Genomic DNA, 13956 nt, shown 5'->3' with positions numbered 1-13956 from the left:
AGTTTCGGCCAAGCTGCCTTTCAACGCTGAAGATTGGTGAAAGTGGGCATGACAGCCGATCTCCCCCCTTGTGGGGGAGATGTCCGGCAGGACAGAGGGGGGCGCCCCCACTCGTTCTGCAACGCAGTCTGCCGCAACTCACCCCCGCCGGTTCGCCCACACCAGGCCGGCCACGCCCACCAGCATGGCGGCGATGCCGATATAGAGCCACTGCGACTGGCCGGTCATGAAACTGCCGCCGAGCACACCGATGCCTTGCAGCGACCACAGCGCTCCCATGGCGAGTACAATCAAGGCCAGCAGATTTCTGGTCAGTCTCATTGACGGGTCTCGCTTTCCCAGTCGATCGATTGCGGCGCCGTGACCGCGATGAAAGAGCCAAAGGAAATGGCTCAATCCTGATGATTTCTACTTGGAGATTAATCCCGGATCTTGTCAAACGGATCTCGGATATCAGCGAAAAGATCATCGTGAATTGATCAAATCTCGCCAAGAAATCCCTGACAGACTGTTACCTGGCGACTCCAAACGTGTGCTCTCGCCATGGAACCGCCAGATGACTGCCGCATTTCCTGCCTTATTTCGCACCTAACGGCTGGGGTCTGTCAAAAACGGAGCCTTCCCCCAAATATGAAGAACACAAAACAGACCGCGCTTGTCGCGGTAACGATCGCTGCTGGCCTGATGGTCGGCGCTTCCGGAACCTCGGCGACCGCTGCCGCTCAGTGTGGCCGTGCCTCGTGGTATGCTCTGCACTCCAGGACCGCATCGGGCGAGCGTATGAACCCATCGGCGCTGACCGCGGCCCACCGCACCCTGCCTTTCGGCACCAAGCTGCGGGTGACCAACAAGAACAACGGCCGCAGCGTCGTCGTGCGCATCAACGATCGCGGCCCGTTCATCAAGGGACGCGTGCTCGACCTGTCGAAGGGCGCGGCCGGCCAGCTCGGCTTCATCGGCTCCGGCCACACCGCCGTCTGCATGGCGCGCGTTTGAGATATCCGGGTCCGGCACAGGCCGGGCCCAGCAAGCCCCCCGCCTTCGCACCCGCACACTGAGCCGGCTCGCCCCGTTCAGGGCGGATTCCCAAGCCTTGGACGAAAGAAGAGCATAGATCACGCCACGTGACGTATTGCATCGCAGCAATTAGTTGTTAACTTCGCCGCGAGACATTTAGGCTCGGCGCTGCTCGTCGTCCCTTCGGTCGCGGCAACAGCGAGGTTCTCGATGTTCTACCAGCTCTATGAAATGAACCACGCCGTCCTGCAACCCGCGCGTCTTTACGCCGACGCGGTGCGGCTGTTCTACTCCAACCCGCTCAATCCGTTTTCGCATACGCCCTGGGCCCGCTCCATCGCGGCGACCGCCGAACTGTTCGAGCGCACCACGCGCCGCTACGGCAAGCCGGTCTTCGGCCTCGACAAGACCGTGGTCGACTGGAAGAGCGTCGCGGTCGCTGAAAAGACCGTCTGGTCGAAGCCGTTCTGCAATCTCGTCCGCTTCGAGCGCGCGGTTCCCGCCGGGCGCCGGCCGGATCCGAAGCTTCTGATCGTGGCGCCGATGTCGGGCCACTACGCGACGCTGCTGCGCGGCACGGTCGAAGCCATGCTGCCCTACGCCGATGTCCACATCACCGACTGGGTCGATGCCCGCATGGTGCCGCTGGCCGACGGCAGCTTCGATCTCGACGATTATATCGACTATGTCATAGACATGCTGCACACGCTGGGTCCGGACACCCATGTGATGGCTGTATGCCAGCCTTCCGTGCCGGTTCTGGCCGCGGTGGCGCTGATGGAAGCCAAGGGCGATCCTTTCGTGCCCTCGACCATGACCCTGATGGGCGGCCCGATCGACACCCGCCGCAACCCGACCGCGGTCAACCTGCTGGCGGAGGAAAAGGGCATCGACTGGTTCCGCGACAATGTCGTCATGCAAGCGCCCTGGCCGGTGCCCGGCTTCGGCCGCGAGGTCTATCCGGGCTTCCTGCAGCTCTCCGGCTTCATGAGCATGAACCTCGACCGCCACATCATCGCCCACAAGGACTTCTTCATGCACCTCGTGAAGCATGACGGCGACAATGCCGAGAAGCACCGCGATTTCTACGACGAATATCTGGCGGTGATGGACCTGACGGCGGAATTCTACCTGCAGACCGTCGACACCGTCTTCGTGCGCCATGCCTTGCCCAAGGGCGAGATGACGCATCGCGGCACCAGGATCGATCCGTCCGTCATCCGCAACGTCGCTTTGTTCACCGTCGAGGGCGAGAACGACGACATTTCGGGCCTCGGCCAGACCAAGGCGGCCCAGGATCTGTGCGTCAACATCCCGGCCGACAGGAAGGCGCACTACATGCAGCCGGCGGTCGGCCATTACGGCGTCTTCAACGGCTCGCGCTTCCGCTCCGAGATCGTGCCGCGCATCGTCGATTTCATCACCAGCTATGGCCGCCAGACCCGGGTCGCGGTCAAGCCGAAGCTGGTCCGCACCGCCAAGCGATAGGCAATCGCGGCAAGACCGTTGACCGGTTTTGCCTCCGCAATGCTTCAAAAGACGAAAAAAAGCGGCAGCGGCCGCTGGAATCCGGACCAATAGGCGCAAAAGCCGGCCACAAGCCCGGTTCTGTTGCACAATAGACGCTGTTCCTCCCCGCGGGTAACCATGCTGCAAATCAGACTGTCGTCGTAATTGACACGGACTGTAAATCGCCCTTAACTTTTCGTTAACAACAGGGTGAGCGGGGACAATGAATTCCTCAACGATGGCGCGATGGCTGCGCGCGTGCGTGGCAGCAGCCGGGCTGGCAGTAACGGGAGGCTGGGTGGCGCCGGCTTTGGCGGCCGGAGCAATGGCGACGGGGGGCCTTACCTCGCAGCCGATCGGCCACTACGATTTCTGCAGGCTGTATCCCGGCGAATGCTCGATCCGTCCGCCCAGGCTGGCGGCCGCCGCCTTGACCGACGGCTTGATGCGCAAGCTGGTCAGTGTCACCTCCAGGGTCAACGCCGCCGTCAAGCCGATGAGCGACATGGACATCTACGGCAAGGACGAGGTCTGGGCCTATCCCGACAAGGGCGTCGGCGATTGCGAGGACTATGTCTTGGAAAAGCGCCGCCAGCTCTCCCGCATGGGCGTATCGCTGGCCAACCTCCTGATGACCGTGGTGCGCAAGCCCGACGGCGAAGGGCACGCCGTGCTGACGGTGCGCACCGACGGGGGCGACTATGTGCTCGACAATCTGACCGACAAGGTCAGGCCATGGGACCAGACCGGCTATCGCTTCCTCAAGCGGCAAGCGATCGACAACACCGGCCGCTGGGTCTCGATCCGCGGTGGCCAGCAGGTCCTGGTCGGGTCGGTGCAGTAGGTTTCGCGGTCCTCCTGGGTGGTCGCACGCGTTGCTTCGTCATCCTCGGGTCTGCGCGTCCGCTTCGCTCCCGCTCCGCCCGTGGGATGACGAAAGCGGGGAGGCTTCTCGAGCCGTTACAAAAAATCCTCCGCACCTCCATGAACCATTTCGGTCCGGCCGGCGACACACAGCCGTGAACCGAAACCAACCATGGAGACTTCAAATGACTGCTTTTCTGCGTAACACCCTTCTCGCCACGGTCGCGCTGTCGGGCCTGGCCGGATCTGCTCTGGCCGACCAGACCGTTAGCTGTGCCAATACGAAGACCAACGACGTTTGGGCCGGCCGCTGTTGCGGCGCCGGCACTTCGGAATGCCTGGGCGGCGGCAATGGTGGCCGTGACCATCAAGGCAATGGCGGCAGGGGCGGCAATGGCGGCGGCAGCACTGCCGGCAAGAATTGATCTCGCTACAGCGCCCGCCGGCTGTCGCCGGCGGGCGCTGTTTTGCGTTGAGACGAATGTCCAGCCGCCTCGGAATTCTGCAATCGCCGGCTACGGCCGCCGGCCGAGTGCCGCGCGGATCGATGCGGTGATGTTGCGAAGCTCCGCCTCGTCGAGCTTTTCGATGTTCTCGGCCAAAAGGTTGGCGAGCTCGGTGGCGGCGGGGCTCAGGCCCGACGTGTCGAGCCTGACACGCGGATGCGAGGCCTCTGCCAGCCGCGCCAGCTCCTCGGCATCGTCCCAGATGATGTTGAAATAGCCGATGATCTTCTGGATCAGCGTCCAGGTCGGTGCGCCGCGCCGGCCATGCTCGAGCGCAGACAGATAGGCCGCACTGACGCCGATCGCCGCCGCCATGTCCTTCTGGCTGACGCCGCGCTCGCTTCGGAGCGCCCGCAGCTTCTCGCCAAACGGGGTCATGCGCCAGGCCTCGTGGCTTCGGGCCTCACGAGCGCACCCGCCGCAGCCTGATATAGAGCGCGCCCGAACCGCCATGGTTGCGAGCCGCATGGTCGTGGCTGGAGACCAGCGGCCGGAATGCCGGCGTCGACAGCCAGGCCGGCACCGCGCGCCGCAGCACGCCGTCGCCGCCTGAGGACGAGCCTTTGCCGGTGATGACCAGCACATAGCGGATGCCGCCGGCATGCGCCCGGTGCAGGAACGAAAACAGCAGCGAATAGGCCTCGTCCTGCGTCATCCCATGCAGGTCGACGCGGCCCTCGATAGGCAGCCGGCCCTTCGACAATTTGTCCAGCGTCGGGTCGTCGAGGCGCTGCGTGACATGCTGTGCCTTCGGCTTTGCGGAACCGGCGGCATTGGCGGCGGGCTGGGCCGGTTGCGACGGCGTCGGCTTGGCTTCAAGGGCAACGTCTGGAATGTCGACGGCGGTTCTGCCCTTCAGCGGCTTGGCCGAGCGTGCCACCAGGTTCCACAGCACCCGGTCGTCCTCGCTCAGCTTGTTCTCATGCGGTCTATCCGGGCGCTTGCTCATCACGCGCCCTCGATCAGCGGGCGCGGCACCAGCGCAAAGAAGTCGGCGGCGTTGCGCACCACCCCGGCGATCTCGCCGGCGGCATCGCCCGAACCGGCGAACAGATCGCCGCGCGCTGGCCCGGTGATGGCCGAGCCGGTGTCCTGCGCGATCATCAGCCGCCGGAAGGGTCTTGTGTCGAAGGCGGTGAGCGTCGGCGCGTCGATGTAAAAGGGCGTGCCGAATGTGTGCAGCAGCCGGTCGACGGCGATCGATCGGCCGGGCGTCAGCGGCACCTTGGCGGCGGCGATCGGGCCAAGGCTAGAGTCATCCACATCGGCCTCGCGGAAGAAGATATAGGAGCGGTTCTGCCACAGGATCTCGTCGACGCGGTCCGGATGCGCCTTGAACCAGGCGCGGATCGACTGCATCGTCACCTCGGCGAGCGGGATTTCGCCCAGCTCGCTCAGGATCTTGCCGGGCCCGGTGAAACGCTGGCCGGATTTGGCCGCGTAGGTGACGCGGCAGAGCCGGCCGTCGGTCATGGCAAGCCGCGCCGCCCCTTGCACATGGATGAAGAAGGCATCGACCTTGTCGGCGAGCCAGGCGATCTCCAGCCCTTGGCCGGCGAGTGCACCGCGCTCGATGGCGCCACGGTCGAAATATTCAGCCAGCCCGTCCCCCGTCCGCCGCGCGAAGGCGAGATATGGGTCCATGCCGTCAGGCCGATTGGCGTCGTCGACATCGACGAGATCGGCCGGCCGCGACATGAGCGGCACGGAAAAATGCTGCGTTCGCACTGGCGACGCCTCGACCTGCGGCTCGTAGAAGCCGGTGACCAGCCCGGTCTCGGCCCGCACCAGCATGGGCACGAAATGGCGTTCGAAGAACGTGCGGGCGAAGAACGCGCGGGCCTGCGCCCCGCTCAGGGAAGAGGCGCCGCGCGCCTCGGCATAGGCCTCCGCGAAGGCGTCGAAATCGACGCCGAGCGCGCCGCTGCGATAAGGCTTGGTCAGGACGTGGAAGGCGGAACGGCGAAAGGCCTCGAACGCCGGCAGATGGTCGTCGTCGCCCCAGCCGGGGAGATCATCGAAAGACTTTGCCGAAAAGAGAGGCGATAGCGACACCGGAGCCCGCCGTTGTTAGGGCTCAGTCTTCTTCTTCGGTGGCGACGAGCTTCCAGTTCGGATCGCGCGAGCGCGTGTCGCGGGCGAAGGTCCAGACGTCCTTGACCTCGGCCACGGTTTCGGGGTCGCCGTCGATGACGGTGCCGGCCTTGTCGCGCGTCGCCGAGATCAGCTCGCTGATGATGCGCAGCGTGACATGCGCCTCGCCGCCCTTCATCTCGGCCGACACGATATCGGCCTTGTCGATGCCGACGAAGGACGACTGGATCTTCTCCGACTTGGCCTCGCGCTCGCCGATCGCGGCGACGAAGCCGTCGAAAACTTCGCGCGACAGAAGGTTCTTCAGCGTTTTGCGGTCGCCATCGGCATAGGCCATGACGATCATCTCATAGGCCATCTTGGCGCCGTCGACGAAACCCTTGGGATCGAAGGACGGATCATTGTCCTTGATCGTGCGCAGGCCCTTGTTGAGGTCGGTGTCCGGCTTGGCGAAGGCATCGATCGCCGCATAGGCGTCGGGTGCGGCCGGCTCGCCCGGCAGCCGCTTGCGCGGCAGCGACACGACATTCTCGGGCTTCTGGGCGGCGTCCTTGTCGCCGGTGCGCGCCGCCGTATAGGGATCGAAAGGCGGCCGCTCGCTACCGGTCCGACGGCCCAGCACATTGCGCAGCTGGAAGAAGATCACCACCGCCGCGATCAGGAAGAAAATCGTGCCGAAGTCGAAGAATCCCATGTCTTCCGCCAATCAATCCCTGCCTCGTGGCCGGACCGCCCGGCCCGGAGCCGACGGTCGCATAGCGTTCATTATCCAAAGCATATAGAACGCAAGGCGCAATCATTCAAATCAAAGGCAGGCATACCTATCTAACAGCCCTAGTGCCAGCGGCGATTGGTCGCCGAGGGGACAAAACAATCGAATGGTCGGTAAAGACTTGCGCATTTCGCTGCTTCCCTTCTTTCTCCTCGCACTTCCGCTGCTGGAAATCGCCGGTTTCGTCGTCGTCGGCCGTGAGATCGGCGCGCTGGCGACGGTCGGCCTGGTGCTGGCCTCGAGCCTCGCCGGCGTGCTTTTGCTGCGGCACCAGGGTTTTGGGGTCATGTCGCGCATCCGCACCGAGATGAACGACGGCCATGATCCCAGCCGCCAGCTCGCCCACGGCGCCATGATCGTGGTCGCGGCGATCCTCCTGATCATCCCGGGTTTCATCACCGACATCATCGGTCTGCTGCTGTTCCTGCCGCCGGTGCGCGACCTTGCCTGGAGCCGGCTCAAGGGCCGCATCGTCGTCGCCACCAATTTCTCGACCGGCGGCTTTCGCGGACGCCAGCGCGACAAGGTCATCGACCTCGACGACGGCGACTATTCGCGCGAGGACGATTTGAAGCGCGGCCCGGATCACAATTCGCCCTGGCGGCGTCTCAAGGACGATTAGGGCGCTGTTCCTGCCTGTCCCCGAACGTTAGCGCTGCCCCTCATTGCCCTGCCGGGCATTTCTCCCCGTAAACGGGGCGAAAGAAGCAAACTCAACGCCGCCGACAATTGGCGAAATCGGCGGTCCACTGTCCTTCTCCCCGTTCACGGGGAGAAGATGGCGGCAGCCAGATGAGGGGCGGCGCTGACCTCTCAGAACGATTCTCCAACGCAAAACCGAAGCCAACCGAAGCCAACCGCAATCGCCCCGCACCCGAAGGCGGCAAACCTTGTCTTGTCATGCCGACCATGGTAGCGAACGCCCGATTTCAATTCGGTCAGCAACGCTGCCCAGGCAAAAGGAAAAGGCTCATGGCCAGCAATGATGACGCGCCGGTCGGCGCGGCCAACGGAAACGGCAACGCGGCGCAGCAGCCGTCGCTCAACGTCCTGGCCCAGTATGTGAAGGACCTATCCTTCGAAAGCCCCGGCGCGCCGAATTCGCTGCGCGGCCGCGACAAGGCGCCCGGCATCGCCATCAATGTCAACGTCAACGCCAATCCGCTCTCCGACAAGCAGTTCGACGTCAATTTGACGCTGAACGCCAAGGCCTCCTTCGATCAGGAAGTGCTGTTCAACGTCGAGCTGGTCTATGGCGGCGTCTTCGCCATTTCGGGCTTCCCGCAGGAGCACATGCTGCCGATCCTGTTCATCGAATGCCCGCGCCTTCTGTTCCCCTTCGCCCGCCAGATCATCGCCGAGGCGACCCGCAATGGCGGCTTCCCGCCGCTGATGCTCGACCCGATCGATTTCGCGCAGATGTTCCAGCAGAAGATGGCCGAGGACCAGGCCGCCGCTTCGAAGACCCAGGTCAGCTGATTTCAGCCTGAGCGGACGTTTTGAAAAACCCGGCCTCGCGCCGGGTTTTTTGTTGGGCGCTACTTTGCAAGGCCCGGCGGGACAGCCCCCCTCTGCCCTGCCGGGCATCTCCCCCTCAAGGGGGGAGATTGGCAGCTCCGGCGCGACGCTCATTTCTGCAACGTTGGAGATTGGCGAAACCAGAAACGACATCCGATCTCCCCCCTTGAGGGGGAGATGTCCGGCAGGACAGAGGGGGGCGCCGTAGAACTCGACGTCGGACACCCCCTGCGGAGCATCGCATAACTCCTGCGGATTCCAGAACACTCCCTGGCGTCACCCAGCCCTATCATTCCCCCAGCAAATGGCACCCCGGCGGTCGCAGCCCCGCGTTGCCGACCGCCGGAACGCTCAACAACAGGGGAATGACGATGAAATTCATGCTGACCGACCGCAAACTGCATCCGCAAGCCGGGCCCGTCGCCGACGATTTCAGGAAGGGCGGCATCAACCGCCGCGAATATCTGGCGCTCATGGCCGGCCTCGGCGTCAGCGCCGCCGGTGCGCTGGCGCTCGGCGGTCTCGCCCCAACCCCGGCCCGCGCGTCCGAGCCGAAGAAGGGCGGCACCTTGCGGGTCGCCATGAACGTCAAGGGATTCAAGGACCCGCGCACCTTCGACGGCGTGGAAATGTCGAATGTCGCCCGCCACTGCAACGAATATCTGGTGCGCTGGAACACCGATTTCTCGTTCGAGCCCTGGCTGCTCGAAAAGTGGGAGATGAGCGACGACGCCAGGACGCTGACGCTGCATGTGCGCAAGGGCGTCACCTGGTCGAACGGCGACGCCTTCAACGCCGACGATGTCGTCCACAACCTCACCCGCTGGTGCGAGGCCGGCGTCGCCGGCAATTCGGTCGCCGCGCGCATGGGCGCGCTGGTCAACGCCGACACCAAGAAGGTGGTCGATCGCGGCATCGAGAAGGTCGACGACTTCACCATCAAGCTCAACCTGCCCAAGCCAGACATTTCGCTGATCGCCGGCATGGCCGACTATCCGGCGCTGATCATGCACCGCTCCTATGACGGCGACGGCGACCCGATGAAGGCGCTCGCCATAACCACCGGCCCTTGCGAGCTGGTGAGCTGGGATGCCGAGACCGGCGCCGAGGTGAAGCGCAAGGACAAACCCTGGTGGAAGGGCGAATTCTGGCTCGACGGCATCAAATGGGTCGACTACGGCTCCGACCCCAACGCCATGCTGTCGGCGTTCGAATCCGGCGAGATCGACACCGACCACGAGACCGCCTCCGACGCCGTCTCGCAGACCGACCAGATGGGGCTGATGAACTCCGAGATCGCCACCGGCTCCACCATCGTCGCCCGCTTCAATGTCGGCAACGCGCCCTATGAGGACGTCAAGCTGCGCCGCGCCGCCCAGCTCGCCGTCGACAATGCCGCCGTGCTGAAGCTCGGTCTCGACGGGCGCGGCAAGCCCGCCGACAACCACCATGTCGGCCCCATGCACCCCGAATATGCCGATATCGGCCCGGCCAAGCGCGATGTGGAGGCGGCCAAGAAGCTGCTGGCGGATTCCGGCAAGGCGGACCACGAATACGACCTCATCTCGGTCGACGTCGAATGGCAAAAGAGCACCGGCGACGCCATCGCCGCGCAGATGCGCGAGGCCGGGTTGAAGATCAAGCGCACCGTGCTGCCCGCCGCCACCTTCTGGAACGACTGGAGCAAATACCCCTTCTCCTGCACCGAATGGCTCGGCCGCCCGCTCGGCGTCCAGGTGCTGGCGCTCGCCTACAAGTCGGGTGCGGCCTGGAACGAAAGCGCCTATGCCAACAAGGAGTTCGACGAGTTGCTCGACAAGGCGTTGGCCACCCCGGACGCCAAGGCGCGCAAGGAGATCATGGCCGGCATCGAGAAGAATTTGCGCGATTCAGGCATCATCATCCAACCCTACTGGCGCTCGGTCTACCGCACCTACCGCACGGGCGTCGAAGGCTGCGAACAGCACCAGGCGCTGGAACAGCATTTCGAGAAGGTGTGGATCGAGTCTTAGCATCGAAGACCATTCCAGCTCACGCCTGCCGGCGCCCGGGCCGCCTGATTGCCGCTGTTGCGATGGCGCCGGGCTTCCGCCCGGCGCCATATCGCCGGATCGCCGTGCCGAAAACGGCGCGATCTGCAAAATGTTGCTGGACGCGCGGATCTCGCGTGAACATCGGGGGAGCTGTCGAGGGGTGCCGCCCGGGCTTGCAGACTACATTTGGCCGGGGCATCGATTGAGGAAATGGCCGGCGCGATGCCGTTGTGACAATTGCCTGAGCCCCGCGCCGGCCACCCAGCGACCTTGTTCAGGTCCGCCGCCCGATTTGTGTACCGATCCCCTATTGCACGAGCAACCGAGCCGGGAACTTGGTACGGTTTCGTACCGTCGTGTTGGATTGATCTTGGGAGAGCGCTCGGGCGGTGAAGGCCTTCCCTTCTCCCCTTTGTGGGAGAAGGTGGATTGCCGCGAAGCGGCAAGACGGATGAGGGGTGTTCCAGCTTGGCGATACGTCAACTGTAGTGCCCTGAAGCAAGCAGAACTTTTACCGCCTCACTCCGCTGGAGCACCCCGTCTCGGCGCTGCGCGCCGATCCACCTTCCCCCACAAGGGGGGAAGGAAGGCGCGTCAGCGCCCTACTTGATATGTTGCGTCAGCCGCCTGAAGCGATCATCGCTCGAATAGCCGGCGGCAGCGCGGGGAAGCCCGAAGGCCTCCCGCGGACTCTATTACCCACACGGTTGCGAGATCGGACAGGCGATGGCCGTCACGGCCGAGAGCTTCTCGCGCTTGTTCAGCGACGGCTTTTCATAGATCTTTTTCATGGATAATCCCCTAGCCCCCAATGGCCGGCGCCCAATGACGCCGGTATTCGCGCGATGTCAATCGGGGTGGATGCCGGATCGGGCGGTGCAGCGGTGAAGCGCGTTCTTCCTTCCCCCCTTGTGGGGGAAGGTGGCCTCGCGAAGCGAGGTCGGATGAGGGGTGTTCCAGCTTGGCGACACCATCGAACAATTGCGGGATCGAACCAGAAAACACCAACGCCTCACTCCGCTGGAGCACCCCTCATCCGTCTCGGCGCTCCGCGGCAATCCACCTTCCCCCACAAGGGGGGAAGGAAGACCCCTCACCGCTCATCCCTCAGCAGCGTCCATATCCACCCAACAAAAGTCAGCACTAGGAACGGATAGCCGGCGGCGGGCAGCGGTGCCGAGGTCGGCAGCAAGGGCGCGCCCCAGAGGATCATGCAAGCCGAGACGACAAACAGCACGGCAGCCACCAGCGCGGTAAGCCGCATCCACAGGGCAAAAGTCCTGGGCGCGCTGACCATGACCAGTGCCGCCGCCCAAAGCGAAATGCCGCCGACATAGGAGGGCACGCTGGCCTGCAAGCCGGCTGCATTGCCGGCCATCAGCAAGGTCTCACCGGCCAGGAAGGTCAGGAAGCCCGCGGCGACGCAGTCATTGCCGAGGCGCTGATATTTCATGGTCAACAGCGCGGTCGCGACCACGAGTGCTGTGCCGTCGATCGTCCAGAGTGTTTCGCGAAGCGGCGCGCTGGCGACGAAGGTGCCTGCGAGGCCGAAGGCGCCACCGATGGCGAGGCCGAGTGCGGCGACGGTGTCTGATGTGGTGCGCATGTGATGTTTCCCCAGGGTGGGGACAAGGATACGACAGAGTGCATTGGAGATGAAGGGGAAGTACAGGGCGTCAGCCGATGACCATCGCCAACGCCGCTATATGATTCCCTTCGCCAAATAACTTTTCTCAGACATGATGTATGAATGGGTCTTGGCAAGCTTGGCTTTATCACCCTCGGCAACTTCCGAGCTGCGTAGCACAGATTGCAAAACCAACATCTTTTCGTGCGTGCACTTAAGCGGAACGCTGTCGTTCTTTGCGCCAACAACCGATTTGATGCGTCCGTATTTTACCGCCTCCCCCTCGAGATCCTTATGAAATTCGAGTAGCTCTACCCCCTTAGGCAGTAACCGCTCCATAAGATAGACATAATACTTCGGGAACTCATCCTTGTTTTCTCTCAGTCGAGGCCACATTCCAGCAACCAACCGCGACAGAGACTCGTCGTTTGTCCAAATATATTCCGTTTCCTCAAGAAAGTTAAAAATGGTTTTGGCTGCACCAAATCGAGAGAGGATCCAAATCGCCGCGTAAACTGAGCAGAAATCGTCTTTTGGAAAATAGGCGAGTACTGCCTTAAGGGATTCCGCCTCTGTCCCATCATATTCGATTTTCGCCTCGACCAAGCGCCTTGCAAGAACCAAGCGAAAGTAGTCGTCGCAAACCAAGCCTCTTTCAAACACGCCCTTTATTCTATCAAAATCGGCCTTACGAATACCACATATTCCTAAGTTTCGCAGCGATGCCTCGCGCAAATTGGGATGCAGAGAGATGAAGTATTCAAATAAGAGTTCCGGCACTCTTGCCGATAATTTGCTATATATGCCGATAAGCCTCTTAATTATCTTCTCGCCATTTCCTATTCTAAAATAACCTTTTTTATAGAGCTTCTCGAATATATCTGAGATTCTCTTTAACTTCGGCTCTATGGGTTCGCCAAATGAGGCCATTGCCAACAATCGCATCTCCAGCTGCTCTAAGAAACGATTGTCCCTAACTCTGAAATGCGAATAGGCCTCTTTGGCGGTCAATATCCGCGTTTTGCCGGCATTCAACCTCAAACTGCGGGACTGCAGGACTAGATCTGTATCGCGGAGTAACCTCTTTGCGTCCTCGATCGTGTCCACGCCTGCATCGATGTCATCCATAAACCGCGCATAATTCTTTTGAGAGCGCTGCTCCATGAAGCGATCCAACTCAAATAGGTAGCAGTGGGCGAGCAGCCTTGGCGCGTCCAGATCAATCTGCGGTAAACCTATTTGCCGTGGGGGCATGAAATCTGGCCGCCAGGCGAGCGCGGAAATTATATGGATATAGAAATCAAAAAGCGATTCCTGAACTTGGACAAAGGAGGTTATCACGTTCCTCAGCTGCACGAGATCAATAAAATCGTAGTAATTTGAGATATCTGTCACGACGACAAATTTGTTCTCATCACTGAAGTTTAATATCTTCTCCTGGAACTTCTTCCATGACTTGAAAGTCCCGTACTCCTGATCATCGGTCGGCTTAAAGCTATGATCTTGGGGTTCGAAAAAAGCATTTTTCGAAGGAGCTTGTTTCTTTATGTCGCTGTAGAGTTTGTCCGATAGACATTGGAGTATGATGGCAGTTTCGACTGAGGTTTGAACCATCAACCGGCACAGCCCCAGACTTTTTTCAACGTGGTAGCGTCTGGGCTGACTTACGCTGAAGTTCCCTCTGCGGATTGACGACCGTATGCGCGCAATTACAGCATCTATGCTTGACTGAAAGTCGAGATACTCCACTGGATCTGGGAACACCTGCCTTTTCAGATCGTATCTCGTTTTCTTCCGCCACTTTTCTTCTAATCGCTTGGCGGTAAGATACCTTAGGATATCTTGGGCTCTTAGGCTGTATTTTGGAGAGTGTTGAGTCACTCAGGTTACCCAAGAGAGAATCGTTCGTTCTTAATGGTGCTATTTAGCCAAAAGGACAGCCGACGTCCATCTTGGGTCTATTGTCGGATACCGGCAGGCGATGCCTGCCAACGGGCAGACTGGGTTCTGGCCAAT

Annotated in this window: 15 protein-coding genes; 7 read left to right on the top strand and 8 right to left on the bottom strand. The window is 61.7% G+C overall.

Translation table 11 applies throughout. From position 1 onward, the window contains the following. Nucleotides 1–138: 138 nt before the first annotated feature. Nucleotides 139–321 (bottom strand): hypothetical protein, encoded by a 183-nt coding sequence (locus X741_RS1000000170550; protein ID WP_023779973.1) that lies wholly within the window; start codon nt 319–321, stop codon nt 139–141. Between the two features lie 309 nt (nt 322–630). On the opposite strand from X741_RS1000000170550, the gene X741_RS141725 reads away from it, so the two are divergent. From X741_RS141725 to X741_RS141740, 4 genes are all read left to right on the top strand, one after another. Further along, the gene (locus X741_RS141725) at nt 631–996 is read left to right on the top strand and encodes a septal ring lytic transglycosylase RlpA family protein (RefSeq protein ID WP_023779972.1); all 366 of its coding nucleotides are present in this window, start codon (nt 631–633) and stop codon (nt 994–996) included. Nucleotides 997–1227: 231 nt separating this feature from the next. Next, nucleotides 1228–2505, top strand: a complete 1278-nt coding sequence (locus X741_RS141730; RefSeq protein ID WP_023779971.1) for a polyhydroxyalkanoate depolymerase — start codon at nt 1228–1230, stop codon at nt 2503–2505. A gap of 244 nt (nt 2506–2749) precedes the next feature. Beyond that, nucleotides 2750–3370 carry a transglutaminase-like cysteine peptidase gene (locus X741_RS141735; protein ID WP_031250442.1) on the top strand — a complete coding sequence of 207 codons (621 nt, stop codon included), beginning with the start codon at nt 2750–2752 and terminating at the stop codon, nt 3368–3370. A 205-nt stretch (nt 3371–3575) separates the two neighbouring features. Then, nucleotides 3576–3815, top strand: coding sequence for a hypothetical protein (locus tag X741_RS141740; RefSeq protein WP_023769297.1), 240 nt, complete (start codon nt 3576–3578; stop codon nt 3813–3815). 90 nt (nt 3816–3905) lie between these two features. Here X741_RS141740 and X741_RS141745 read toward each other — a convergent pair whose 3' ends face one another. From X741_RS141745 to X741_RS141760, 4 genes are read right to left on the bottom strand one after another with little or no spacing between them, the layout of a single operon-like run. Then, nucleotides 3906–4274, bottom strand: coding sequence for a helix-turn-helix transcriptional regulator (locus X741_RS141745; RefSeq protein ID WP_023779969.1), 369 nt, complete (start codon nt 4272–4274; stop codon nt 3906–3908). A 25-nt stretch (nt 4275–4299) separates the two neighbouring features. Next, nucleotides 4300–4845 carry a Smr/MutS family protein gene (locus X741_RS141750; protein ID WP_023779968.1) on the bottom strand — a complete coding sequence of 182 codons (546 nt, stop codon included), beginning with the start codon at nt 4843–4845 and terminating at the stop codon, nt 4300–4302. Next, a complete protein-coding gene (locus tag X741_RS141755; protein WP_023779967.1) occupies nt 4845–5951 on the bottom strand; it encodes a murein transglycosylase A in 1107 nt (368 codons plus the stop codon). Before X741_RS141755 ends, X741_RS141750 begins: the two co-directional genes overlap by 1 nt. Nucleotides 5952–5973: 22 nt before the next feature. Then, on the bottom strand, nt 5974–6684 hold the full coding sequence (locus X741_RS141760; RefSeq protein ID WP_013892098.1) for a Tim44/TimA family putative adaptor protein: 711 nt from the start codon (nt 6682–6684) through the stop codon (nt 5974–5976). Nucleotides 6685–6883: 199 nt separating this feature from the next. On the opposite strand from X741_RS141760, the gene X741_RS141765 reads away from it, so the two are divergent. The 3 genes from X741_RS141765 to X741_RS141775 all read left to right on the top strand — a co-directional run bounded on the left by X741_RS141765 (nt 6884) and on the right by X741_RS141775 (nt 10292). Next, entirely contained in the window at nt 6884–7384 is a 501-nt protein-coding gene (locus tag X741_RS141765; RefSeq protein WP_031250441.1) for an FxsA family protein, read from the top strand. Nucleotides 7385–7734: 350 nt separating this feature from the next. Further along, nucleotides 7735–8241 (top strand): protein-export chaperone SecB, encoded by a 507-nt coding sequence (secB, locus tag X741_RS141770; protein WP_013892096.1) that lies wholly within the window; start codon nt 7735–7737, stop codon nt 8239–8241. A gap of 410 nt (nt 8242–8651) precedes the next feature. Continuing rightward, entirely contained in the window at nt 8652–10292 is a 1641-nt protein-coding gene (locus X741_RS141775; protein WP_031250440.1) for an ABC transporter substrate-binding protein, read from the top strand. A 716-nt stretch (nt 10293–11008) separates the two neighbouring features. Here the strand turns inward: X741_RS141775 and X741_RS1000000170035 are convergent. The 3 genes from X741_RS1000000170035 to X741_RS1000000167680 all read right to left on the bottom strand — a co-directional run bounded on the left by X741_RS1000000170035 (nt 11009) and on the right by X741_RS1000000167680 (nt 13554). Further along, a complete protein-coding gene (locus X741_RS1000000170035; RefSeq protein WP_023769288.1) occupies nt 11009–11104 on the bottom strand; it encodes a hypothetical protein in 96 nt (31 codons plus the stop codon). A 302-nt stretch (nt 11105–11406) separates the two neighbouring features. Continuing rightward, nucleotides 11407–11919, bottom strand: coding sequence for a hypothetical protein (locus X741_RS1000000170545; protein ID WP_023779964.1), 513 nt, complete (start codon nt 11917–11919; stop codon nt 11407–11409). A 96-nt stretch (nt 11920–12015) separates the two neighbouring features. Continuing rightward, nucleotides 12016–13554 carry an RNA-directed DNA polymerase gene (locus tag X741_RS1000000167680; protein ID WP_051410512.1) on the bottom strand — a complete coding sequence of 513 codons (1539 nt, stop codon included), beginning with the start codon at nt 13552–13554 and terminating at the stop codon, nt 12016–12018. Nucleotides 13555–13956: the final 402 nt, after the last annotated feature.

Source organism: Mesorhizobium sp. LNHC221B00 (assembly GCF_000502935.1).
Classification (GTDB): Bacteria; Pseudomonadota; Alphaproteobacteria; order Rhizobiales; family Rhizobiaceae; genus Mesorhizobium; species Mesorhizobium opportunistum.
Note: the sequence above shows the minus strand (reverse complement) of the source record. Positions and strands in the feature narration are given on the sequence as shown.

Excerpts from the sequence above, each read along its gene's own strand:
- X741_RS1000000167680 (WP_051410512.1), bottom strand. The coding sequence starts at position 13,554 with ATGGTTCAAACCTCAGTCGAAACTGCCATCATACTCCAATGTCTATCG.
- X741_RS141725 (WP_023779972.1), top strand. The coding sequence starts at position 631 with ATGAAGAACACAAAACAGACCGCGCTTGTCGCGGTAACGATCGCTGCT.
- X741_RS141745 (WP_023779969.1), bottom strand. The coding sequence starts at position 4,274 with ATGACCCCGTTTGGCGAGAAGCTGCGGGCGCTCCGAAGCGAGCGCGGC.
- X741_RS141775 (WP_031250440.1), top strand. The coding sequence starts at position 8,652 with ATGAAATTCATGCTGACCGACCGCAAACTGCATCCGCAAGCCGGGCCC.
- X741_RS1000000170545 (WP_023779964.1), bottom strand. The coding sequence starts at position 11,919 with ATGCGCACCACATCAGACACCGTCGCCGCACTCGGCCTCGCCATCGGT.
- X741_RS141750 (WP_023779968.1), bottom strand. The coding sequence starts at position 4,845 with ATGAGCAAGCGCCCGGATAGACCGCATGAGAACAAGCTGAGCGAGGAC.
- X741_RS1000000170035 (WP_023769288.1), bottom strand. The coding sequence starts at position 11,104 with ATGAAAAAGATCTATGAAAAGCCGTCGCTGAACAAGCGCGAGAAGCTC.
- secB (WP_013892096.1), top strand. The coding sequence starts at position 7,735 with ATGGCCAGCAATGATGACGCGCCGGTCGGCGCGGCCAACGGAAACGGC.
- X741_RS1000000170550 (WP_023779973.1), bottom strand. The coding sequence starts at position 321 with ATGAGACTGACCAGAAATCTGCTGGCCTTGATTGTACTCGCCATGGGA.
- X741_RS141760 (WP_013892098.1), bottom strand. The coding sequence starts at position 6,684 with ATGGGATTCTTCGACTTCGGCACGATTTTCTTCCTGATCGCGGCGGTG.
- X741_RS141735 (WP_031250442.1), top strand. The coding sequence starts at position 2,750 with ATGAATTCCTCAACGATGGCGCGATGGCTGCGCGCGTGCGTGGCAGCA.
- X741_RS141730 (WP_023779971.1), top strand. The coding sequence starts at position 1,228 with ATGTTCTACCAGCTCTATGAAATGAACCACGCCGTCCTGCAACCCGCG.
- X741_RS141740 (WP_023769297.1), top strand. The coding sequence starts at position 3,576 with ATGACTGCTTTTCTGCGTAACACCCTTCTCGCCACGGTCGCGCTGTCG.